General features: G+C 61.6%; 23 protein-coding genes. 1 reads left to right on the forward strand and 22 read right to left on the reverse strand.

Translation table 11 applies throughout. The annotated features are described in order from the left end of the window. Window positions 1–22: 22 nt before the first annotated feature. From fliM to THIX_RS23275, 21 genes are all read right to left on the reverse strand, one after another. On the reverse strand, window positions 23–1,030 hold the full coding sequence (gene fliM, locus THIX_RS00570; protein ID WP_112484401.1) for a flagellar motor switch protein FliM: 1,008 nt from the start codon (window positions 1,028–1,030) through the stop codon (window positions 23–25). After that, window positions 1,030–1,560 (reverse strand): flagellar basal body-associated protein FliL, encoded by a 531-nt coding sequence (gene fliL / locus THIX_RS00575; RefSeq protein ID WP_112484402.1) that lies wholly within the window; start codon window positions 1,558–1,560, stop codon window positions 1,030–1,032. Before fliL ends, fliM begins: the two co-directional genes overlap by 1 nt. A gap of 104 nt (window positions 1,561–1,664) precedes the next feature. Continuing rightward, window positions 1,665–2,651, reverse strand: a complete 987-nt coding sequence (locus THIX_RS00580; RefSeq protein WP_158540756.1) for a flagellar hook-length control protein FliK — start codon at window positions 2,649–2,651, stop codon at window positions 1,665–1,667. 465 nt (window positions 2,652–3,116) lie between these two features. Then, the gene (locus THIX_RS24720; RefSeq protein WP_112484404.1) at window positions 3,117–3,602 is read right to left on the reverse strand and encodes a flagellar export protein FliJ; all 486 of its coding nucleotides are present in this window, start codon (window positions 3,600–3,602) and stop codon (window positions 3,117–3,119) included. Between the two features lie 30 nt (window positions 3,603–3,632). Next, window positions 3,633–5,027 carry a FliI/YscN family ATPase gene (locus tag THIX_RS00590; RefSeq protein ID WP_371412985.1) on the reverse strand — a complete coding sequence of 465 codons (1,395 nt, stop codon included), beginning with the start codon at window positions 5,025–5,027 and terminating at the stop codon, window positions 3,633–3,635. 74 nt (window positions 5,028–5,101) lie between these two features. Continuing rightward, a complete protein-coding gene (locus THIX_RS00595) occupies window positions 5,102–5,827 on the reverse strand; it encodes a FliH/SctL family protein (protein ID WP_112484405.1) in 726 nt (241 codons plus the stop codon). A 30-nt stretch (window positions 5,828–5,857) separates the two neighbouring features. After that, the gene (gene fliG / locus THIX_RS00600; RefSeq protein WP_112484406.1) at window positions 5,858–6,871 is read right to left on the reverse strand and encodes a flagellar motor switch protein FliG; all 1,014 of its coding nucleotides are present in this window, start codon (window positions 6,869–6,871) and stop codon (window positions 5,858–5,860) included. Further along, the gene (gene fliF / locus THIX_RS00605; protein ID WP_233224326.1) at window positions 6,861–8,546 is read right to left on the reverse strand and encodes a flagellar basal-body MS-ring/collar protein FliF; all 1,686 of its coding nucleotides are present in this window, start codon (window positions 8,544–8,546) and stop codon (window positions 6,861–6,863) included. The genes fliG and fliF overlap by 11 nt, the downstream gene beginning before the upstream one ends. Before the next feature lie 108 nt (window positions 8,547–8,654). After that, a complete protein-coding gene (gene fliE / locus THIX_RS00610) occupies window positions 8,655–8,990 on the reverse strand; it encodes a flagellar hook-basal body complex protein FliE (protein ID WP_112484407.1) in 336 nt (111 codons plus the stop codon). 99 nt (window positions 8,991–9,089) lie between these two features. After that, window positions 9,090–10,151, reverse strand: a complete 1,062-nt coding sequence (locus THIX_RS00615; RefSeq protein WP_112484408.1) for a sigma-54 dependent transcriptional regulator — start codon at window positions 10,149–10,151, stop codon at window positions 9,090–9,092. Between the two features lie 493 nt (window positions 10,152–10,644). Beyond that, window positions 10,645–11,724 carry a sigma-54-dependent Fis family transcriptional regulator gene (locus tag THIX_RS00620; RefSeq protein WP_112484409.1) on the reverse strand — a complete coding sequence of 360 codons (1,080 nt, stop codon included), beginning with the start codon at window positions 11,722–11,724 and terminating at the stop codon, window positions 10,645–10,647. A gap of 84 nt (window positions 11,725–11,808) precedes the next feature. Continuing rightward, complete coding sequence (locus tag THIX_RS00625) at window positions 11,809–12,630, reverse strand: SPOR domain-containing protein (protein ID WP_112484410.1); 822 nt, start codon at window positions 12,628–12,630, stop codon at window positions 11,809–11,811. Next, window positions 12,627–13,520: a flagellar motor protein MotD gene (gene motD, locus THIX_RS00630; protein ID WP_112484411.1), complete on the reverse strand. Its 894-nt coding sequence runs from the start codon at window positions 13,518–13,520 to the stop codon at window positions 12,627–12,629. Before motD ends, THIX_RS00625 begins: the two co-directional genes overlap by 4 nt. A 73-nt stretch (window positions 13,521–13,593) precedes the next feature. Next, window positions 13,594–14,175, reverse strand: a complete 582-nt coding sequence (locus THIX_RS00635) for a PilZ domain-containing protein (protein WP_112484412.1) — start codon at window positions 14,173–14,175, stop codon at window positions 13,594–13,596. 81 nt (window positions 14,176–14,256) lie between these two features. Beyond that, on the reverse strand, window positions 14,257–14,634 hold the full coding sequence (gene fliS / locus THIX_RS00640) for a flagellar export chaperone FliS (RefSeq protein ID WP_112484413.1): 378 nt from the start codon (window positions 14,632–14,634) through the stop codon (window positions 14,257–14,259). 18 nt (window positions 14,635–14,652) lie between these two features. Further along, window positions 14,653–16,614 carry a flagellar filament capping protein FliD gene (gene fliD, locus THIX_RS00645; protein ID WP_112484414.1) on the reverse strand — a complete coding sequence of 654 codons (1,962 nt, stop codon included), beginning with the start codon at window positions 16,612–16,614 and terminating at the stop codon, window positions 14,653–14,655. A gap of 84 nt (window positions 16,615–16,698) precedes the next feature. Then, window positions 16,699–16,929, reverse strand: coding sequence for a hypothetical protein (locus tag THIX_RS00650; protein ID WP_112488029.1), 231 nt, complete (start codon window positions 16,927–16,929; stop codon window positions 16,699–16,701). Between the two features lie 324 nt (window positions 16,930–17,253). Further along, on the reverse strand, window positions 17,254–18,729 hold the full coding sequence (locus THIX_RS00655) for a flagellin (protein ID WP_112484415.1): 1,476 nt from the start codon (window positions 18,727–18,729) through the stop codon (window positions 17,254–17,256). Window positions 18,730–18,823: 94 nt separating this feature from the next. After that, complete coding sequence (locus THIX_RS00660) at window positions 18,824–19,960, reverse strand: hypothetical protein (protein WP_146748422.1); 1,137 nt, start codon at window positions 19,958–19,960, stop codon at window positions 18,824–18,826. Between the two features lie 134 nt (window positions 19,961–20,094). After that, window positions 20,095–20,691 carry a chemotaxis protein CheW gene (locus THIX_RS00665; protein WP_158540757.1) on the reverse strand — a complete coding sequence of 199 codons (597 nt, stop codon included), beginning with the start codon at window positions 20,689–20,691 and terminating at the stop codon, window positions 20,095–20,097. Continuing rightward, entirely contained in the window at window positions 20,688–21,965 is a 1,278-nt protein-coding gene (locus tag THIX_RS23275) for a hypothetical protein (RefSeq protein WP_158540758.1), read from the reverse strand. Before THIX_RS23275 ends, THIX_RS00665 begins: the two co-directional genes overlap by 4 nt. On the opposite strand from THIX_RS23275, the gene THIX_RS00670 reads away from it, so the two are divergent. After that, the gene (locus tag THIX_RS00670; RefSeq protein ID WP_112484418.1) at window positions 21,954–22,289 is read left to right on the forward strand and encodes a hypothetical protein; all 336 of its coding nucleotides are present in this window, start codon (window positions 21,954–21,956) and stop codon (window positions 22,287–22,289) included. The genes THIX_RS23275 and THIX_RS00670 overlap by 12 nt on opposite strands. Here THIX_RS00670 and THIX_RS00675 read toward each other — a convergent pair. Next, complete coding sequence (locus tag THIX_RS00675) at window positions 22,275–23,114, reverse strand: diguanylate cyclase (RefSeq protein WP_158540759.1); 840 nt, start codon at window positions 23,112–23,114, stop codon at window positions 22,275–22,277. The two genes, THIX_RS00670 and THIX_RS00675, sit on opposite strands and share 15 nt — an antisense overlap. Window positions 23,115–23,117: the final 3 nt, after the last annotated feature.

Consider the following 23,117-nt stretch of genomic DNA (forward strand, 5'->3'; position numbering starts at 1 on the left):
TCGTTAAGTTCGATTTGGCTCATCAACGAGCCAGAGCCAGGGAAGACCGCTCTTTGACAACCTCGGGCATCAGGCGCTGGCGCACCTTAAGCGCCATGTGGTCATCATGCTGACCGAATTCACCGGCGAGCACGGGGATGCCGTCCACGCGCGCCACGACGGTCTCCGGCATATCAACCGGCAACACGTCGCCCACGCGCATCTGCAACAGTTCACGCACGAGGATGGAACGCTGCAGCAACTCAACTCGCATTTCCACCTCGGCCTCGCGCATCTCGCTTTGCAGCGCCTGCATCCAGCGATGATCGACCTCGTTGCGATCAGTGGTCATGCCGGTGGTCATTTGATCGCGTATCGGCTCGATCATGCTGTAAGGAATGCAAATATGCAGGCTACCGCCGCCGCCCTCGATTTCGACGTCAAAGGTGGAGACGATGACCACTTCGGTCGGCGTGGCAATGTTGACGAACTGCGGGTTGACCTCCGAGCGCGTGACCTCAATCTCCAGCGGCAGCACCGGGTTCCAGGCGATTTTGTATTCCTTGAACACCATATCCAGCATGCGTGAGATGATGCGCTGCTCCAACGGCGTGAAGTCGCGCCCCTCAATGCGCGCCTGGAAACGGCCATCGCCCCCGAAATAATTGTCGACCACGCTGAATATCAGACGTGGATCGAAAATGAACAGAGCGGTACCCCGTAGCGGCTTGAGCTGCACGAGGTTGAGATTGCTCGGCACTACAAGGGTGCGGATGAATTCGCTGTACTTCATCAGGCGGACCGAAGCCACCGAAATTTCGGACGACCGGCGCAGAAAGTTGAATAGCCCCACCCGCCACAGTCGGGCGAAACGCTCATTGATGACCTCCAGCGTGGGCATGCGCCCGCGCACGATGCGGTCCTGGCTGGCAAGGTCGTAGGGACGCACGCCGCTGGAATCGGCCGGCACTTCTTCGGCTGCGGCGTCTTCGCCGCTCAGCCCTTGAAGCAGCGCATCAACCTCGTCTTGCGACAGAACGTCCTTGACCATCACTGCACCACGAAGGCGGTGAAATACACCCCAGCAATCGGGCCTGCGGGGGTTGCCGCCCGAGCGATGCCGGTGGTGGGCGCGTGCGCCGGCTGACTGCTGCCACCCGCCAGGATCTGGTTGATCGCCACCAGGATCTCCTGGCGCAACTGCTCGCGCACCTGCACCGTGCTGACCTTGTCAGCCTGCTGTGCGGCAAGGATGCGCAAAATCGTGTTGCGTATCTCGGGCGTCATGGTCTTGACCTCTTCATCTGCCTTGGGCTCGTAGGTCTTCAGATCGATCTTGAGTTGCAAATAGTGGGTATTGCCATCCTGGCTCAGCACATTGGTGACGAACGGCTCCAGGCTGATGAAATGGGCGAGCTTCTCGCGCTGCGCAGCCAGTTGCTGTGCGGTGAGTTGGGGTTTGGGCCGAATCAGAAACCACCAAGCACTCCCAGCGCCGCCGCCGAGGATGACCAAAACGACCACTGCAATGATGCTCCGTCTGCCGTTGCCCGATTTGGCCTTGGCCGGTTTTGCTGCCATGTAGAGACTCCAGAAGTCATGCCGAACTTGACACTGTAAACGGCACGGATTCCAGGAAATTGAGCCATGGGTCTGCCGCAAGGGTCGGCTGGACGAATGCGAATTCAGACATAGGTATTGACCAGCCCCTGTTTCCAGCTTGGCAACTGTGAGGCTGGAACCTGCGTATTGGACCGTGCGGAGTTGCCAGAAGCGGAGACGCCGCCGATGCCTTCGGAATCTGATGGCCGATCTTGAGACATATTTCGCCCAGTTCCGCCCGAATCGACTGATGTTTGCATCAAGGTCAAACCTGCGCCGGTGAAGAGATCGTGCAATTGCGGCATCGCACTTTCCAGAGCCTGGCGTACCGCCTGATGCGGTGAGACGAATTGAGCGTTCACCTGCCCATCGTGCAGTTGCAGATGCACTTCGAGCGGTCCGAGCTGTGGCGGATTCAGGTGCAAGGTGGCCAACTGCTGCTGACCGTTGACCGCGAACAACATCTGCCTCCCGAGTTCTTGGCCCCAGGGAGCAGCGCCGACGGGAACATGCAGGGCTGCCGTGTAGGTTTGGGCCGGCGGCGAGGCTGACTGCAACTGCAAAGCGCCCGGCATCAATGCGCCGGGAAAGGTATTGGATGCTGCCCCCGAAGCCAGCGATGTGTCTGATCTTTGCAGGGACGCCCCGCCATTCAGAGGCTGTTCCCCTGTGGCCTTGGCAAGCAGGGCACCTTTCGGTGCGACTGGTTGATCCGTGTTGTCACTGCCTGAAAGACGCGCCGCATCTTCAGGTCCGAGCCGACCTTTGCTCCAGGCATTCAGCAATGCCTGAGCATCCTGGTGGGTCGCATCCTTGCCTAAAAATTTCGATACCGCCATGCCATTCGCCAAACCGGCATTGGCATCCGCGGTACCTGCCCCGCTCTCCGAAGACGCGAGCGAATGGGTCGCCGGAAGGATGGACTGCGGCCATTCGGTGCGTGAAAGCGGTGACGCGGCCGCCGCCATTGCGGCAGTGAGCGGCAAGGTTTTGCCGCTCACTGCCGCAATGGCGGCATTCGGATTGGCACGCGATGCCACTTCTTGCGCAGACGTCTGAGGATCAAGCATCGCGCCAGGAGCCAGCACTGGACCCGTCGGCACGGCCGTCTGGCCCGGGCCCACAGCGGTGGTTTGGCCCTCCGCTTTCGGATCGTGTTTCGCCTTCGTGGTTTGAGCGTCTTTCGTTGCAGATCCGGGCGTTGACGTTGCCGCAGATGCTCCGACTTGGGCTGCGTTGGCTGCCTGAGCCGTGCTCGCGTCCTGCCTTGGCGCTGACGGCTCCCGACCTTGAGCCTGGGATAAGGCCGAGGAAAACGTCGGCTGCCCCGCCTCGTTCGATGCTGGGCCCTGGGCCGCGCTGGTGGCTGCCCCTTGTCCGGAATTGGCAGGAGGGGCGATGGATGGGATGGGTGTCATGCTGTGGCGCGTCTGTGGCTTTACCCCAATACAAGCAAAAGCCACGCCAGCTCGGTTAGCACTCGCAGGGCACATCATTCCCGAGCCAGTTTCGCCAACCTTGCCGTGCCGGCAAGACTAAAACTTGGTCGGCTGATTGGTGTTCACGAATTGCGACTGGGGATTCAGCGCCCAGTCCTGCATCTCGGCCAGGGCCCTTTTTTGCGCTAGCGATTTGACATGAACATGCTGCTGTGCAAGCAAAAGCTCATAGGCCTTCTCTCGCTGGCGCGCTGCGGCCCAGGCCTTGGACTTTTCGGCGTGCAAGGCTTGAATCCGATTGATCTCCGCAAGCTGAGCTGTTTGGGCGGCATCAACCTTGGCGATGAAACCACGCAGATCGCGCACGTTGCTCCAATCGCCGCCTTGCGATTCCAGCGCCTGAAGCTGCCGTCGATATTCAGAGGCGTAGTTCTGCAGGTTGTGCAATTTGTCTCGGGCCTGGCCGTGCTGAGCCTGGATCTGCTTGAGGTCCAGCGCCAGATGCTGGCCTGTCTCGACCGCCTGGGAATGAAGCGATCGCAGGGCTTCGATGCGCTGAGGCGTCGCTGATGTTTGCGGCATATCTTGAGTTTTGTTGTTTTGCGCGTCCCATTATGCGGCCCCCGTCGGTCGCAGATACGGCGCCATGAGCTGTCCCAGCATATCCTGGCTCGTCGAAAGATTGACGGCCTCATGCATTCCTTGACATAAAAACGACCGAATCCCGGCATGCGCCTGCACCGCGAGGTCGAGGGTGGGGTCGCTACCCGGCGTATAAGCGCCGACCGCGATCAAGTCCTGTTGGCTGGTGTAGCGCGACTGCAGCTCTTTGAGCTTGTACATGCGTCGCAATTGTTCCGCATCGACCATGTTGGGCATCACCCGGCTGATCGACGCCTGCAGGTCGATGGCCGGGAAATGCCCCTGCTCAGCCAGACGGCGGCTGAGCACGATATGTCCGTCGAGAATAGCGCGGGTGTTGTCGGCAATGGGGTCTTGCTGATCGTCACCCTCCATCAAGATGGTGTAAAACGCTGTGACGCTGCCACCACCATCCCGACCGTTTCCCGCGCGCTCCACCAAGGCCGGCAACTTCGCGAATACCGAGGGCGGGAAACCACGCGCGGCGGGTGGTTCACCCGCCGCCAGCGCCACTTCGCGCAAGGCCAAAGCGTAACGTGTGAGCGAATCCATCAACAGCAGCACATGCTTGCCCTGATCGCGGAAATATTCAGCCAGTGCCGTTGCCAGGCGTGCTCCACGGATCCGCGACAGTGCCGGGGCGTCGGCTGGGGCGGCCACCACCACGGCACGCCGCAAACCCTCCTCGCCCAGGATGTCTTCGATGAACTCCTTGACCTCGCGGCCGCGTTCGCCGATCAGGCCGACGACGATCACGTCGGCATCGGTGTTGCGCGCCATCATGCCCAGCAGCACGCTCTTGCCCACACCGCTGCCAGCGAACAGGCCCATACGCGCGCCACGTCCAACAGTAAACAAGGCGTTGATGGCGCGCACACCGGCATCCAACGGCTTGCGCACCAAGGCTCGCTCAAGTGGGTTGATGGGTGCACTGGTGAGTGTGGTGAACGCCGAGGCCAGCAAGGGGCCCAGGTTGTCCAACGGCTTGCCACTACCGTCGAGCACCCGACCACATAGTTCCATTCCAGCGGGAATGCGGAGGTCGCCGGGAATAGGGCTCACGCGCGCCCCCGGCGCCAGACCCTGCATATCACCCGAGGCCATCAGTTGAACGTGGTCGCCGTTAAAACCGACCACCTCGGCAGCCACTCGCCTGTGGCCTTCTGCGCTGATGATGCAGCGCGTGCCAAGGCTGATGTCCAACCCCTGTGCTTCAAGGATCAAGCCGCGCACACGCACCAGACTACCGCTGGGCTGGAGCGGCAGATCACCCGCCGCCTGCAGCCGTTTGTGGAGTGTGCGCAAACGCGTCAAGGCCGGCAGCGGTGCGAAGCAAGCCGGGGTTTCCTGGCCACGGGCAAGCAAAGACCCCACGGGATGCAGCTCAGGTTGATCCGATCGATTGCGCTCTGGAGAACCCGATGGCGTCCCTGGAGCGCTCACAGCGACCCTTCCTCAAACAGCCGTGCCATCACCTGTCTCCAGCGCTCATCGATGCGCAAATCGAGTTCCGAGTGGGCGTCGTGCCCACCGCGCGGGCGCCAGCGACGCTCCGGAGTGGCACGCTGCTGCTCGCCACCCGCGGCAAGAATCAGGTCGCCGCGGTGCAACGCTTCGTCTGCAATCAGGCTCATGCCGCCAGCTTCCAATTCGGGAGCCAGTTCATGCAGCAATTTCACGTCTTCCGGATGAAGGCGCACCCAGGGCATTCCGGCGTGCACCGGGAACGCGGTGAGTGCGCGATGCAGTAAATCCACCAAGTCCTCAGGGTGCGTATGCAGCTCACGCACAACCACCTGCCGGGCGATTTCGAGCGCCAGTGCGACCACCGCGGCCTCAACATCGGCATCAAGCCGGCTGGTGGGGCCCTTGAGCCGCAGCAGCACATTGCGCAAGGCAGCGACGTCCGCCTCGGCCTGAGCGCGGCCGGCCGTCAACCCCGCGGCCTGCCCCTCGTCCCAGCCCTGGCGTCGGCCCGCCTCATACCCCTGGGCCTGGGCCTGGTCGAACACCGTCTCCAGGCTTTGAGCCGTTGGCAGTTTGATTTTCGGTTGCTCCTGCTGGCCAGCGGACGCCGACTGCGTGGGGTTGGTGCCCCGCCCCAATTCCGGAGCGAGCCATGTTCTGGCCTGGGATGCGTCTGCCTTGGGGATGATCGCGCTCATCGGACTTTAGGTTCGGCCAGACGTTGTCAATCAAGAAACCAGAGTCTCGGCGCTACCGCCACCAAGCTGAATCTGTCCAGCCGATTCCAGCCGGGTGGCGATCTGCAGGATTTCCTTCTGCGCGGCCTCCACTTCGGTCAGCCGTACAGGGCCTTTGGCCTCCATGTCGTCACGCAACATCTCGGCTGCGCGCTTTGACATATTGCCGAGAAATTTCTCCTTCAAGCCGGCGTTGGAGCCTTTCAGCGCGAGAATCAGCACGTCGGACGAGATCTCGCGCAGCAAGGCCTGCATGCTGCGATCATCGACATTGATCAGGTCATCGAACACGAACATCTGCTCCTGCACCTTGTTCGCCAGTTCCTCATCCTGTGAGCGCAGGTGCTCCATGATGCCGTTGGACAAAGTGGTGTCGAGGCGATTGAGAATTTCAGCCGCCACTTTCGGCCCACCCATGGCGCTGACCTGGACGCTCTGCGAATCACCCGACAGCAACTCATCGAGTGCATCGTTGAGTTCACGCAGCGCGCTCGGCTGCAGTCCGTCGAGATTGGCCAGACGCAGCAGTGCCTCGCCCGATACGCGCTCGGGCAGAAAATGCAGCACCTCGCCCGCCTGGTCGGGTTCGATATACGACAACACCAGGGCGATAACCTGGGGATGTTCCAGCTTGATCAGTTCGGCAATCGCACGTGGCTCCAACCATTTCAAGTTTTCCAACCCGCTGGATTCGCCGCCGTGAAGAATGCGCTCGATCAGCGAATTGGCGCGGTCGCCACCCAAGGCCTTGGTCAGCGCCCCACGCAAGAACTGGTCTGCGCCGAGACCGAGCGAAGTCTGTTGTTCGAGTTTTTCCCGAAACTCTCGCATCACTGCATGGGCCTGGTCGGTGCTGACCCGGCTCAGCTTGGACATGGCAACACCCAGGCGCTGCACTTCGCGAGGGGCGAGGTGTTTCATCACTTCGGCCGCCTGGTCCTCGCCCAGGCTCAGCATCAGCACGGCAGCGCGATCCAGGCCCTTGAATGCCTCGTCACTGGCCATTGGCAATCCACTCCTTCACGACCTGCGCTGCGCGCCGCGCGTCCTGTTTAACCAGTTCACGCGATACGGTCGCATCGTTTTCGAAGGTATTGCTCAGACGGACCACGTCCGGCGCGAGTTCAGCCTCGCTTGAAGAGCGTGACGGGCGCCCGCCAGCACCCCTGCTCGCGTCCGACTCCGCCCCTCCGGGCTCGTTCGCTGTAGGGCCGCCTGCACCCCCCAATTTGCGCACGGCGCGGTAAATGAACAGGCCAAGGATCAGCGCCACCAGATAGGGTACGGTCTGCTTCACGCCATTCCAAAGCCAGGACGAACGCCACCAAGGCAATGCCTTCTCGGCCGCAACGATCTGGGCCGAGAAGGGCATGTTGACCACTGAGACCTGATCACCGCGCTTTGCGTTGAAGCCGATGGCATTTTCCACAAGCTGCTTGATTTGCGCCAATTGCTGCGCATTCATCGCTCGCGGTTTGGAAGCACCGCCCGTCCCAGGGCCAGGTTGGTCGTTCACCAGGACCGAAACCGAGATGCGCTTGAGCGAGCCCACCGGCTGCCGCGTGTGGCTGACGGTCTTGTCAAGGTCGTAGTTGATCGTGGCTGAACTGCTCGCGGCTGCTGGCGCCAGAGTTTTGAGGCTAGGGGTGATTTGCGCGAATTGCTGCGGCGTGAGCGGTGCCGAGGCCGACCCCACCGTGAATGGTGCTGTCGCACCACCCGGTGGCTGATTGCTCAGTGCTCCCGGTACGCCAGCCGGCAGGTTGGCGCTGCCAGAACTGGTGGTGGACTGCGTCTGCTGGCTGAGTAGATGACCCTGGCCATAGAACACGGAACTTGTCTCCGTTTTGCCGAAATCCACATCGGCCGAAACCGCGACGCGCACACCATCACTGCCCACCAGAGGGGCGAGGAGGGATTCAATCTGCTTGCGATACTCCTGCTCAATGGCGCTGCGATAGGCCAGCTGACCGGGTTCAATGCCCAGGTCGCCATGTGTCGAGGCCGTCAGCAGATTGCCGTCCTGATCGACCACCGTCACGTTCTTGTCGCTCAGCCCCGCCACGCCAGACGACACCAGATGCACGATGCCTGCAACCTGGGCACCACTGAGCACGCGGCCCGGGTAGAGCTTGAGCAGGACCGAGGCAGAGGGCTTTTCTTCCTGACTGAGGAACACCGACGGCTTGGGAATGGCCAGATGCACCGTGGCCGATTCCACCGCCGAGAGCGATTCGATGGTGCGGGCCAGCGAACCCTGTAGCGCACGCTGGTAATTGATCTGCTCGACAAACTGGCTAGTACCCATGGGCTCGTTGTCGAGCACTTCAAAACCGACACCAGCGCCTTTTGGCAGGCCACTGGCTGCGAGCTTCATGCGTGTGGCGTAGACCTGGTCCGAAGGTACCTGGATCACGCCGCCACCATCGGTGATCTTGTAGCGGATGTTGAGCTTTTGCAGCTCCGCGATCACCGCCCCCCCATCACGCTCGGACAGATTGGTATAGAGCACCTCGTAGCCCTGACTCCGGCTCCACAGCAAGATGGCCACGATCAACGCCACCAGCGCGGCCAAGCCAGCCAGCAGGGCGAAGCGCTGATTCATGCTCAGCCTGCGGAAAGCCCCGAGCGGGTCTTGCAGCATGGGTGGCGCGGGCATGGCGGGATTGGTTGTGGCCATGGGTCAAGTGCTGATCGAGTAGCTCGAAGCGAAGGGGGATGGGCGCGGGCGCAGCTGTCAAAGCGCGGCAGGATACTTGGCAAGATTTGCGGCAGAAACGCCGCTCTATCAGGCCTGAATGTTCATGATGTCCTGGTAAGCCGAAACCAGTTTGTTGCGCACCTGCAGCACAGCCTGGAAGGACAGGCTTGCTTTTTGGCCAGCCAGCATCACGTCGCTCAGGCTGAGGTCGGAACGGCCTGCGGAAAATTGCTGCTGTAGTTTGCCGGCCTGCTGCATTTGCTGGTTGACGCCGTCGAGCGCGGATTGAAGCGTGGCCGCGAAATCGGTCTGCTGCGTCGAGGGCGCACCTGCCATGCCCTCTCCCGCCTGCGGCTTGGCCGCAGCTTCGGCCGCCAGTGAGCGCATCTGGCCGACGAGTTCCTGCATGCGATCAACATTCATCAGTGCTCTCTCCCGCAGGGTTATTGGTTGGTCCGTCGGAAATCCGGCGATATGCCCAATAAAAGCAAAACTCGTTCCAGGCGCTCACCAGCCCCGGCCTCAACCATCGTGCGTTGGAGGAAGCTCGACACCGGCCTCGCGCAAGCGCTGCAGCTTGTGCCTCAGAGTGCGTGGGCTGATCCCAAGCCGCTCGGCCGTCAGCTTTTTCGAGCCGTGGCTGTCTCGCAGTGCGTCGGCGATCAATTGGCGCTCATTGTCAGCCAGCTCGGCGTCCAGGTCGCGCCTCACGGGGGCACGCGCCGCTTCCATGGCCGCTTGATCGCCAGCAGGCAACTGTGGCAAGCTTGGTGCAACAGCCTCGAAAGTTTGCAAGAACAGGTCAGAAACGGTGATCACCCCTTGCGAGCAAAGAATCGCCGAACGCTGGATGACGTTCTCCAGCTCGCGTACATTGCCGGGCCATTGGTGACTCTGCAAGCTTTGCTTTGCCCCCGCATCTAGTTGTGGTGCTGGCCCAAGGCCAAAGCGGGCTGCATAGTGCTCCAACATAGAGGTTGCCAACGGCAGGATGTCTTCGCGCCGTTCACGCAACGGCGGAATGCGAAGCGGAAACACACTTAGACGGTAGTACAGATCTTCCCGCAACACGCCCTGCTTCACCGCCAGTTGCAGCTCGCGGTTACTGGTGGCCACGATGCGCAAATCGAGCGCAATGCGCTTGCGGCCGCCCACGCGCTCGATTTCACGCTCCTGCAGGACGCGTAACAACTTGGCCTGCAACCCGGCCGCCATTTCCGTCACCTCGTCCAGCATCAGTGTGCCGCCCTGCGCCTGCTCGAATTTGCCCGGCGCCGACTGCAAAGCGCCGGTGAATGCGCCCTTCTCAAAACCGAACAATGTGGCTTCGAGCAGGGTTTCGGGAATGGCGGCGCAGTTGATGGCGATGAACGGCGCTTGGGCGCGCGGCGAACTGCGGTGCACGAAGCGCGACACCACTTCCTTGCCCACTCCGCTCTCTCCCAGAAGCATGATGCTGACATCCGTTTGCGCGGCTCGTCGCGCCATCTCCAACACTTGCTGCATCGCTGGCGACTGGGCAATCAGACCAGCCCGACCCACAGGTGCTGGTTGGGCTTCGGAGGAGCAATCCTCATGCATCATTCGATGGCCGCGTCGGGAAGAAGAGGCGCAGCGCGACACCCAGGTTTCTCGGCACCCATCGGGGCGAACATCGCATGGATCGTCCTGGGCGCACGCAGGGCCAAGCGCATGTCCAAGTCAGTTTGCAGCCCCAAAGCGGCTGAAGGAACTCGCAAAAATGGGGTCAAGATCGGCATCCAGGTCAGTCGCGACGGGACAAGAAGCACCCACCGAGCATTCTGCTTCGGCAGGCATCTGTCCCATGCTAAGCAATTCCAGTGCCCACTGAACCAGTGGCTTGAGACGAGGGACGCCTTGGGCCGAAACCTCGGGGTTCATCCACCCAGCCTGGACGTCGGCGTCAAAGTCTTGACTCGGACGGCTGCGCCTTAGGCCCGAAATTTGACGCCATCCTCAGACTGCAAATCGTGCATAGCGTGCGGCATCGTCGGCGCAGATGACTCGCCAACTGGGGCCTGGGGGTGTGGAAACAGCCCGCGATGCATCTGGACATTCAGGAAATTTCTATCCCACCGGAGTCGTCACGCAATCCGTATTTTTTGATTTTCTCGACCAAGGTGGTGCGCCGCAGGCCCAGCTTGCTGGCCGCATGTGCGATCACATGACCGCTGACCCCAAGCGCTTGCTTGATGAGCGATCGTTCGATCCGTTCAAGGTAGCTCCGCAAATCGATGCCTTGTGCCGGCAGCACAGACTCGGGCGGCTCAGCCATCAACTGCATCAGATCGTGCAACCCATCTTCTGTGTCGGCAGCAAGTTCGACAGACAACGTTTGTGCGCCGGGCGTCAGCATTTTGGCCGGAAGGTCGCGCAGTTGCACCGTGGAGCCGGCATGCATGACAACCAGCCGCTCCATCAAATTGTGCAACTCGCGCACATTACCTGGCCAGCGATAGCTCAGCAAGGCCTGCTGCACTCCGTCACCCATTCGGATATGGCCCAGGCCAATTTCTTCGAGGTTCAGTAGCGCCTGCTCGGCTAGCAGCAGAATGTCTTCGCCACGCGAGCGCAGCGGCGGAATCTGGATGGGAACAACGTGCAACCTGTAAAACAAGTCCTCACGGAAACGCCCAAGTTGGATTTGCTGTTCCAGATCGCGGTGCGTTGCCGCGACGATACGGGCGTGGGCCTGCAGCGTTTCAGAGCCGCCCACCCGCTCGAACGAGCGTTCTTGCAGAACTCGCAATATTTTCACTTGCAGCGGGGGGCTCATTTCAGCGATTTCATCAAGAAATAACGAGCCACGTCCCGCGAGTTCGAAACGCCCTTTCCTGGCCGCCTGCGCTCCGGTAAAAGCGCCGCGCTCGTGGCCAAACAACTCGCTTTCCATCAGTTCGCCCGGGATCGCGCCGCAATTGACCGCGACAAATGGCCGAAATGCGCGCGACGACCAGGCATGCAGCAAGCGCGCCACCAGTTCCTTGCCAGTGCCGGACTCGCCCTGGATCAGCACTGTGCTGTCCGTGGTGGCGACGCGGCGGATCAGTGTGCGCAACGCCACCATCGCCGAACTTTCGCCAAGGAGTTGCGGCTCGCGTTCCGCCTCGTCAATCTGTAGGGGTTTGGCTGTCATTTGCAGCGCATTTTCGCATCCGAGACGGTGATGCTCCACACACCATGCGAGCACTGGCGGGGTTTTTGACTTGGCTAGCGCCGCCTAGCGTGCCAGCAGGTGGCGCAAATAATTGTCGGTTCCCAACAATTTTTTGATGCGCAACTGGGCGCGGCGGGCGCTATCGCGCGTCGGATAAGCGCCGACCAACAACAGGCTCAGATCCATGGGTGTTTGCGGCGCCTTGCATGTCGCAAAGCCGTCGTGCCGCATGCGGATTCGCAATCGTTCGAAACGCCAGTCCTCGGCGAAAGCGCCAACCTGCACGTACCAACCCGGCCGGTGGCACATCGCTGATTTCGACGCTAGCCTGTGTCGTACGTTGGCACGCGCCTCCGTTGGGACCGGATTGGTCTTGATACGGCGCGCTTGCCTGGGGTGAAGACGCAGGCGATCAGTCTTGACCTTGTGCTCCAGATTTGCGAAATGCACGATAGGAGAATGGGCGGCCGGCTCAGCAGGCGCTGCAGAACCCGCATGATTGACATCGACGGCTTTCAATGGCTTAGACGCAGCATTCGCCAGCGTGTGCGCGGACGAGCTTGCGCTCGTGGGAGCCTGTGGGGTTGGACGTGATGCGGAAGCCGCATGTGCCGCGCCAGGAATCGCAGCCGCTGGATTCGGCGCATTTGGCTCGGCCGCAGATGCTGAAGTCGCGGGCTTGCTCGTAGCAATATGGGCTCCTGGGGCCTTGGCGCCTGGCTGGTTCACGACGACCGTCTTGATCTGGACCGCAGAGGTTCTGCCTGCCTGCAAAGAGCGGAGCGCGAACACGAGCAAGCCAACAAGCACCAGCACGGCCATCAGCAAAATGCCCCGATTGATCCAACGCAGGCGGTTTTGAATGGCGTCAAGTGAGTCGGTCACGAAGGATTTCCTGGATGGGTGGCCTTTGCTGGTATCGGTGCGGCGGGTGGCGCTATGCCGCCCACTGGTAATGCGGTGTCTGCGTTTTTGGGTTGCTCAGGGGACACGATCACGATGCTGACGCGTCGATTCGCGGCACGGCCTTCAGGTGTGGCGTTCGAAGCGATCGGATGATATTGCCCATACCCTGCAGCAACCAGCCGTCCAGGGGAAACATTTTGTTGGATCAACATGTCCACGACCGAGACGGCGCGCATGGCCGATAACGCCCAATTGGACTGAAACTGCGCTGTGTGGATGGGCTTGTCATCGGTGTAGCCGTTAATCCGGACCTGGTAAGGCAAGCCGGCGAGCACACCAGCCACCTCCTGCAGCAGACCCTGAGCCACTGACGACAACGCCGCCTGGCCGGAGGCGAACAACAGGTCGTCATGGATGTCGATAGCCACGCCCATCGGCGTCATGCGCACTTGCACTTCGCCTTGGCGAATTTGACTGGCAAGGCGTGCCGCCATGGCCTGGGCGATGGCCTCGAGCTGTTGCCCAACCGGGTCGACCGGCGGTGATGCCGCACCTGACTTGGGCCCATGCGCTGCATGTGCCATCGTCGGAATCGGCGCGATGTTTGTCGGCCTGGGCAGTGGCGGGAGGTCGATGACACTGGGCGTATTGGAGTAGGGCTGCCCGGTTTGAATCGGCTCTGGTGAGTTCGGCTGCCCCGTGAATGCTGTCACGAGGGTTTGCGACAGCACCTTGTACTTGCCTTCATTCAGCGAGGAGATGGAGTACATCACCACGAAAAAGGCGAATAGCAGCGTGATGAAGTCAGCATACGAGACCAACCATCGCTCGTGGTTTTCGTGCTCCTCCTGTTGTTTTTTGCGCGCCATGTGAACGGATCTCCGAATTGAGCAATGGCCTCGGTTCATCGCACCGATTCGGATGTTGCCGCGCACGACAGCGTCATAGCCCTGAGCGCTGCCGCGCGATCTGCCTGCGGTGATGGCGAAAGATGAAACGCTCCAGGTCGTTTTGCAAGGCTTCGTCCAACGGCTCGATCTGCAGACGGTGCCACAGCAAATCGTTTTCCACCGACTCTTCCACGATCTGACCCGGAAGCATCAGCGGCAAGGCAATGCGGTGGCGCAGATAGATGCGCGCCCAAACCCGCCGGCCAACGCCAACCGCCTCCTCGCTGCCCCAGTGCAAATACCGCGCCGACAACACGCATGGCCTTTCCTCGGGGATGGTGTTCATGCCGCGAAGCGCCGTACTGGCCATGATCAACAGCAGGTCGATACGCCGTTCGAGCTGTTGGATGGCATCGTTGCGGCCATGTTCCGTGTCCACGCCCGCACGCGGATCATCCAGCATCAGCAGAGCACGGAGCAGGGTTGTGTTGTCGATCATCACGTCGGCCAATGCAGACGCCGGTGTGATCGTGTCCACCCAATCCAGTGGCATGCGGCCTTCCAAGCGCACCGCATCGGCGTGCGGCAACCTGGAAGGCGTATCGAGCGGTTCTGGCGTACCGGTTGCGGTCATGGCATGGCTTCACCTGCGAGCTAGCGCGACAACTGCGCTGCGCACAGCATAACCCGCTGCGACAACCGTGCATGGGCAGCTTCAGCCCCGGCGCAGACCTTCAAGCCAGGAGTCGCGCAGAGCGGTGACCACAGCATCGCAATCATCGATGGCTTGCACGTCGTCGAAGATATTGGCCTGGCCCAGACGCTCCAATAAATAGCGATAAATACCCTCAAGCCGATGCCCCAACGGCGTAACTTCTGGCGCGCCGGGCAAGGCCACCAAGAGATGCTCAACGATCTGGTAAGACTTGTTCAGGGCCAGCAGCTTGCGGTCGGTCGCGCTGTCAGCAATGGCTGCTCTGGCACGCCGCAAATATTCCAGAATCCCGTCCAGACCCAATACGAGAAGCTTGTCTTCGGGCACGCCCTGCTGCCCGACCTGACGATAAGCCTGTACAGCCAATCCTGCGCTCATAGACGTCTCCTAAATTTTTCAACCACTGGTTGACGAAGAACTGCTGGAACTGCCGGTATTGAAAAATGCCGTCAGATATTGACCCACCGACTGTAGTTGCGCCACCTGGGTCTGCATGGCGTTGAACTGTTGCTGCAGCAAGGCGGTCTGGGCCGTCGCGCTGCTTTGCAACTGGGTGATCTGCTGGTTGATGCTGGTGATGGTGCTGTTGATGCCACTGGTGGCCGCCGAAACAAAGCCGCTCTGCGTGTTGAGGGCCTGCGTCAGGATGGCATTCATTTGCTGGTAGATGCCCTGGCTGACAGTGACAGTCCCGAGGCTTCCCGTGCCTTGGCCAGTCACGCTCACTTGCAATCCGAGCGCCGCACCCGGCCCGGTGGCCGTGAGTTGCTGGCCAGCGCCGCTGCCGGTCTGGCCGTTGATCGAGCCAAGCACGTCCATCCCCTTGCCCGTGAGCAATGTGGTGCCAATGCCAGTGCTACCACTTGATGCCGCCTGGGTGGACACCACCGTGAAACTTTGCGCACTACCGTAGCCGGACGATTGGAATTGCAAGCTGCCGTTATTGTTGATGGCCGCGATGTTGCTTAGACCTTGCTGAGTCAACGTGGCATTGATGGTGGCAACGATGGCGCTGATCGTTGCACCCGAGGCCAGTTGCACCGATACGCTGGTCGCTCCCGAGCCAATCACCAGGGTTTCGGCGCTGCTCAAACCGCCACTTGCAATCGGGTTGGCCGCCGTGACGCTAGCCTGCGCTGCGGGTGTTGTCACGTTCACCGCATAGGTTCCGGGTTGGGTGCTGTTGCCGGCGCCGATGTACTGCACGTTGGCGTTGGTCGCGCTACCCACTTGGCCGAACAAGCCGGCCACGGCGTTGTAATTGCTCGAAAGCGCCTGGTTCAAGGTGCCCGAGTTCAGCACCAGAGTGCCGTTCTGCGCCAAGCTCAGGCCCACCGCTCCCAACGAGGTGTAAGAACTGCCGGGCGTCGTGCCAATGCCCTGGCCACTGATCAGATTGAGCAACTGCGTGCGCAGCGTCTGGATGCCGGCGTTACCAATCAACGGACCGCTCTGGCCGGACGATCCACTCGTGCCAGTTCCACCGTTGAAAGCGGTGAGCTGGTTCAAGGTGCTCATGGTCGAGTTGAACGCCGTGACGAAACTCTGCACCGAGGTGACAAAGGCGCTGGAATCATTGGCCACGGTCAGCGTTGTCGAACCACTTGCTTGCAACAGGTTCAGACTCACTCCCGGTATCGCACCACTCACCGTGTTCGTGGCGCTCGTGATGGCCAGGCCGTTGATGCTGACTGAAGCGTTTTGCGCCGTCTGGCTCTGGGTCATGCCACCGGACGCACCGGCGCTGTAACTCAGGGCCGCCAGCGCACCTGTCGCACCGCTGGTGCTCACGGTAAACGCATTGGCTGCGCCGGTATTGTTGCCGGTGAGAGTCAGGCGGTAACCCGTGCCGTCGTAAATGACTGCGGCGTTCACACCGCTATTCGACCCATTGATGGCCGCGGCAATGCCATTGAGCGTGTTGTTGCCGCTTCCAATACTGATATTGGTGACCGATCCACTGCCCACCTGGATTTGCAAAGTACCCGTGCCAACTGCCGTGTTGGTGGCCGATGTGAAGTCCTGCGAGTACACGCTCTGCGTCTGTGCCAGAACGATGTTGCTCAATGAATAGCTGCCCAGCGGTGCGTTCGCGCTGGCCGTTCCTGAGACTGCACTGGTGTTGTTCAGATTGACCGTGCGATTGTTCAGGCTGGTGACGTTTTGCAAACTGCCCACGGCCGACTGCAGGCTTGAGAGACTGTTCTGCACCGAGCCCCAGGCGCTCAGGGTCGTCTGGTAGGACTGTTCCTGGTTCTGCAACAGGGTGATGGGTTGCTGGTAAGCCGCGCTGAGCGTGGTGATCAGCGACTGCACATTGATTCCACTCACCAAACCCGAAATGGACACCGACGACATGGTTGACTCCGAATGCGTATTCGCTTGTCTGACTTAACGGCGCAGCCGCCGCAAACTTGAAGCACAGCAAGCACAAGCCCTTGCTCAGGCTTTTCCTTTCAGCAAAGTGCCTGGTGGCACACCCTGAGCCGTGCCCTGCGTCGCGGCCTTCGCAACCTGTTCCGCCGGAAGGTAATAGTGGAAAAAAACTTGCTGCGTCACATTGTCTTTGAGCTCCACAAGCACCTGCCCCGGATGATCGCCACCAGGGTCGAGTCCCGCGGTCAGCGCGACCGAAGACTCCTGCGCACTGAGCTGCTTCTGCGCTTTGTCCACAGCCTGGGCCGATTTTGCAGCCGGTGCCGTGTCGGGACTCGCCGGTGGCGTTGCGCCGCCAGCCGGAGCATGCGCTGGTCCAGGCAATGACGCGTCAGCACCAGCAGGCGGTTTGGCTGCGATGGGGGGCAGATCGCCCGCTGACCGTTTTTGCACACCGCCCGCATCGGGCAGTCCTGCCACACCTTGAATGTTCATGATGCCCCCGCCAAGAACCGGTTAAAAACGCGAACAACTCCCCAAACAAAACCACCTTTCAGATGGCAAAACCCCCGGGACGCCTTGCAGCCCCCGGGGGAAGTCTTGGTCAAGCCTCAGACTGGTTTACGGCAGCAGCTTCAAGTAGCTCTGCTGCAGCGAGTTGGCCTGCGCCAGAGTGGAGATGCCGGCTTGCTGAAGAATTTGATACTTCGACAGTTGCGTCGTCGCCTGGGCGATGTTCGCATCCTGCACCACGGACTGGGCCGCCTGCAGATTGGTCGCGGTGGTCTGCGAGTTCTGCACCGAGGCTTGAATCCGGTTTTGAATCGCACCTAGCGCACCACCTTGCTGGTTCAGGGCATTGATGGCGTTATCGATGATCGAGATGGCCTGATTCGAACCTTGGACTGTGGACACATTCACGGTCGAGGCGGCGTTCAGCGAACTGATGTTGGCCAGGCCGATACTGGTGCCGCCGCTCAGCGAGTAGCCCTGGGTGGACTGCAACTGGACGAAGCCCTGCACCAGTGCCGTGCCCGAGCCGCTGCTAATGGCTGTCGCCGAACCTGCTTGCAGGGTGCCACTGCCGCCGAAACCAGAAACCAGGATGTTCTGTCCTTGGTTCTGGCTCAACACCAACTGGTTGCTGGAATTCACACTGGCCGCGATACCGGTTTGTGCCGTGCTGTTGTTGATCGACGCGACCAGTCCGCTCAGGCCAGTGGGGTCGGTGCTGGTCACGTTGGCCGAGATGTTGACGGTATTGGTCGGGCTGCCGGAGGTGCCGTTGCTCAGCGAGAACGAGAACGAACCCGTGGTCACGGTGAAAGCCACGCTGGTATTGGCCGTTGCGCTCACCCCGGTTTGCTGGGTGATCGCATTGAACGCGGCGGCGATGTTGGACGCCGATTCGTCAGCCGTGACGGCAACGCCGCTTGCACCCGCCGATCCTGAAATTGAGACGGTACCTGCAGTGAAGCCGCCAGCCCCGGTGTTGATGGTGTAAGCGGAGCCGTAGCCGTTATTGGTGACCGATCCGCTGGCACCTGCGTAAACCGTGCCGCTTGTGCCGATCGTGTTGACGCCAATGGAGTTGGCCTGCGAGTTCGCGATGGAAACATTGATCACCTGATTGGCATTCGCGCCGACCTGGAACTGCTGGCCGGAGAAGCTGCCGTCGAGGATGTTCTGCCCGTTGAACTGGGTTTGCGTCGCAATCGTTTGAACCTGGGCCAGCAGTTGAGACACCACGCCTTGCAGGGAAGCCCGGTCCGACGAGGTGTTGGAGCCGTTGGCCGACTGAACGGCGATGGTGCGGATCTGCTGCAGCAGGTTGGTTTCGTTTTGCAGCGCGCCGGTGGCGGTTTGCACGAGCGAAACGGCCTGGTTGCCGTTCGACACCGCTTGGTTCAAGCCGTTGATCTGGGTCTGGAAGCGCTGGGCGATGGCGTAGCCAGCAGGATTGTCGGACGGGCCGTTGATCTGCTTGCCGGTGGAGAGTTGCTGGATGTAGGTGCTGAGGCTGCTTGATGTGCTGCCGAGGGCGTTGAGTGTATTCAGCGCGTTGACGTTGGTGTTGATGATGCCGGAAATGGCCATTTTGTTGCTCCTGTGGATGGACATGATCCGGCGTCCCTGCCGGATGCAGGCAAACCTGCCCGCACCTGGGTTGACGGCACGCCACCGCCAGACTTTAGCCCTCTCCTTGAGCCTCCCTGTGGCGGCTGGACGCATCCGGCGGGAAAGGACTCGGGATGACTGCGTCGGGCGCCGGCGTGGTCATCTCCGACGGGGCGAATTCCATCCGCCCTTGCTGCAGCGCAAGCGATAGACGCTGTGACATCGCACCCAGCGTCGTTCGCAAGGAGTCTTGGGCGGATTCCGAATTGCCCCATTCGGTCGTATCCCGCTCCAGCGCAGAGTGCGTTTGCTGCAATGCAGCAGTCATGGTTTGTAGCTCCAGCGCAGCCTGCTGCAGGAATGCGACCAACACCTGCCGGGTCTGCGGCCCCGGCAGTGGCCATGCAGACGGCTCGCCAGCGCTCGGGGCTGGCTCCGGCTCGAACCAGGTCCGTTCTGCTGCACGAACCTGATCCTGCAAAACCGCAGCCTCGGCGCATAAGGGCTCCAGATCCTCGACCACCGAGGCCAATTCTGGGTTCTCGTCACGCTCCAGGCTGATGCGCTCCAGTGTGAGACGGAAATTCAGCCCCAACAATTGCATGGATTCGGCAAGCCGCGTCGCCGTTTGCACGAAGGCACGCTTCGTCTCGGCGGCATGCGTTCGCCCTTCGTGTTTTTCAGTTAAAGACGTAGGCGCCATCTCCGCAGCTTTCAACAGTGCTGAGACGGGCTGCAGTGCGGTTTCGAGAGAGGCGACACTGGCCTTCAGGCTGAGCTGTAACGGTTCCAGGCTCGAACGGACGCGTGCTTGACGATCCGCTTGCGCCGCCCCCTGAAGCGGCATGCCGGCGAGCATCCGCTCGACCTCCGCAAGAGTGCTGAGGATGGTCCGATGCATCGCAACTGCCATTGAGTTGGCGGCTAGGGCACGGGCTTGGCCAACGGCAAGGTCATGCTGACAAGCATGCCATTTCTTGTTGGTATCGGCCAGTTCCTGTTGCTGGCGACGGGAGACGACGCGCAAATCGTCGAGCAGGCCGCGCCACTCGGGCGCGACATCGACATCAGTACCCGGTGGCGCAGCCCCACGCATCAGGGCTTGGGCCGTGATGCGCAAACGGCCCTGTTCGATCTTGATGCTCAGGCCGAGATAGAGGGCCAAAAACAGCGCGAGCACGGCCCCTCCCCCTAGGGCGAGGTTCAGCATCGATCCATTGGCCGTGGCCGCGGATGCGCCGATCAGGCCAGGAGCGAGCGCACCACGCGCCAGCCACCACAAACCGACCATCCACGCGCTGCACAGCAGCCACATCAGGAACAAGGCCCGCATCGGGGAGATTTTCACGTTTCAAACTCCGGGAAGACATGCAGCCGCCGCGCATCTGCGGCCGCGCCGAACTCGGACATGACGGCAAGGCAGCCGTGCCATAGAGCCGGCGCATGCAGCAAGGCACAGACCTCGCCATCGGGCGCCGATGCCAGCGGCAACAAGGCGAACATGGCGTTCCAAGGCGGCGATAAGCCGGGGCTCACAGGGATCCACTCCGGCGCGAGGGCCGAGTCGCGGTGGAACCCTCGCACCGCGTCGACCGCCACGGCCCAGGCATGCGCCGGTCCCTGACACACCAGCAGGCGTGTCTGCGGCTGACCCAGGCTCGCGCGCCTGCCAAGGCTGAAACCAAGATCGAGCACGACCAAAACTCTCCCCTGCCACGCCAGCAAGCCGGGGCAATGTGGGTTGTGGCCAGGCAGGGGGAAAAGGCCGGAGGGCAAGAGAATCTGCCGCACTTGGCGGCTGTCGATGGCACATAGCTGGCCATCGGCCTCGAACAGCAACCAACTCCCGAAACCCTGCGCAACAGCGGGTTCTGCATCACGCGTCTGCACCCCTGGCGGGAGATGCGATCCGACATGCAGGGAGGCCGGGGCTGGATTCATCGCCGCTTGCCACGGACCTGCCCCTGAAGGCGCGACAGAAACCTCAGCGAGAGCAAAAACGCCATCGAACTCGCCGCCTGCGGCATCACCGCGGCCGCCTCGATGCCATACGGCGCTCCGATCTGCGGCGGAATGGACCAGAAATGCAGAGTCTGGACGGGAGCACATGTATCCACGCGCAGCGCGAAAAACTGCTCACGGTACTGCAGCAACAACATGCGCGAGGTCTCGGCGGGCAATGCGCCCCAGGCGGATTCGAGGCTCAGCACCGGTACGGCGCCAACATCCGTGAACAGCAGCGCTTCGCCACGAGGCAGGCTCAAACTGCGGTTATCCATGGGAACAACGCCCAGCACACACGTAGCAGGCAAGGCAAGCGACCAAGCGCCGATGCGCGCCAAACGCACTTCGATACCGGCATCCCAGGGTTGATGCCGGCGGACTTGTGGTGCGCCTTTCTCCATCTGACTTGAGCTGTCGGCCGCTTTGACGTCAGGATTCATGTCGGCAACTTTCATCGGCGCGATGGGCACCGATGAAAGTTCAGGCTCAGCAATGACTGGGGATGCGGCGACTACTTTGACTTGCCATGGCTCCCAGGCTTCGCGCAATTCCCGCCAGCTCTTGATCTGCTCGCGCAACAAGCCCGGGATCTCCGCCAGCAGCTGTAAAAACGGTTCTGTAGCAAACGCGCTGCCACCCGAAATGTCTTGTTTTCCCTCGGTGGGAGGCGGCGGCTGCAAGTCAGCTACGGGACCGGAGGGGTGCGCGCCGTCCCTTGACGCCTGCGCTGCTTCGGGTGCCATGGTCGCCGATGCTGGTGAAGGAGCCACGACTTCCGCGAGAGGTGGTCCTGGTTCGGGTGGATCGAGGTCGGCGGCCTTGATTGCTGGCGGCTCAATGTCGGGCCGTTTGACGGGTGGATCCTGATCGATTGCGGTCGCGGGCTGGGCCGCAATCGAGAACCCAACCGATGTAGCCGCCTGGTCGGAGCCAGACGTCATGGATTCCGCTGCTGCAACCACCGTGGGCGCCGACGCTGCCTCGGCGACTTGAGCAAGCAGTATTTCCGCAGCCGGAGATGCAGCCGGAGATGCAGCCGGGTCCGGTCGCTCAGGGGAGCCTTGGGCCAGCCCGACGACATGATCCTGTAGCGGCTCAGTCTCAAGATCCCCCAGGGGCTGAAGCGTGCGGCGCAACCCAGTCACCACCACCCGCAGGACGTCCCAGCGCACAGGCATTCCTGCGCTGACGCCAGGCAGTTGCACCAGCAATTCCTGCTCGCCTTGCCGGCAGAGTTGGCGTACGGCCTCCAGCCCAAGAAAATCAGCGCCGATGCGAATGCCTCGCAGCGCCTCGCCGGCATGGCCAAGCGCTTGCATGGACTCGACGCCCACGGCAACATCGGCCAGGGCTTGCTCGAACTGGGCGAGAAAGACGCCGGCATCGCGCGCGAAGGCCGCCATCAACTCGTCCGCAGAGGCTTGGGCGAGATTCACCACCAGCTCCGTGGCAGGCAACACGGGTTCGGCCCGGACTTCATGGCGTCAGGACCTTCGATGTTTCCGCACTGGTGCTTCAGTTCAGGCCCCACTTGAACCTGTCTTGGCCCAGCGGAACTCGCCCATCTGCTGCGATCGCGCTTTGGCGGCATAGAGCGAAGTGTCAGCCTCGCACAGGATCTGGGGGATGGCGGCGTTTGGGTCCAACGCGGCGATTCCGGCGGAAAACTGCGCCGACAAGGCTTGGCTCTGCACCTGCAGCAGGGGTTCTCGTTGCGGTCGGCTGCGAATGCGTTCAACAACCGTGTTCGCCTGCTCGTCTGTGGTCCGGGGCGGGCAGATCACGCATTCGTCACCGCCGTAGCGAAAAGCGGCGTCGTCAGGCCGAAATTCCGCCTGCAGCATCGTGACGGAGGCCCCCAGAGAGCGGTCGCCAGCGAGATGACCATAACGGTCGTTGACAAGTTTGAACTGGTCAAGATCGATGAGCGCAAGCGCGCAAGAATGATCATGCCGCCTCATCACCCCTGCATGTTCAGCGAGCAGTCGCTGCGGCGGCGCTCGGCGTCCCGGTAGACCGGTGAGCGGGTCGGGGCCAGTTCGCTGTGCCGTGAGTTCGGCCTCGATTTCAGCGATCTGCAGCAGGGAGGCCAGGCCGCTGTCCACGATGGCGTCGTGGATGCGCAAAGCCTCGGGTTGGGATTTGCTCGCAGCCGCCAGGCTGGAGACCCGTCCATCGAGACCCTGGAACTCTGCCATCAGCGCGGCGCTTGCAGTGGTCAGTGTGCCCGTGCGAAGCGCCGGCTCCATCGCCGGACGCAAATGCTGCTCGATGGCCTCAATCGGCAGCGCCGCCACGGCTCTCGGCTTCTGGCGATAGGCGCCCTGGCGCAGGCAGCGTTGCAGCCATGAAGACAGCAAGCT

The sequence above is a fragment of the Thiomonas sp. X19 genome (assembly GCF_900089495.1).
In the GTDB taxonomy this organism is placed as follows: Bacteria; Pseudomonadota; Gammaproteobacteria; order Burkholderiales; family Burkholderiaceae_C; genus Thiomonas_A.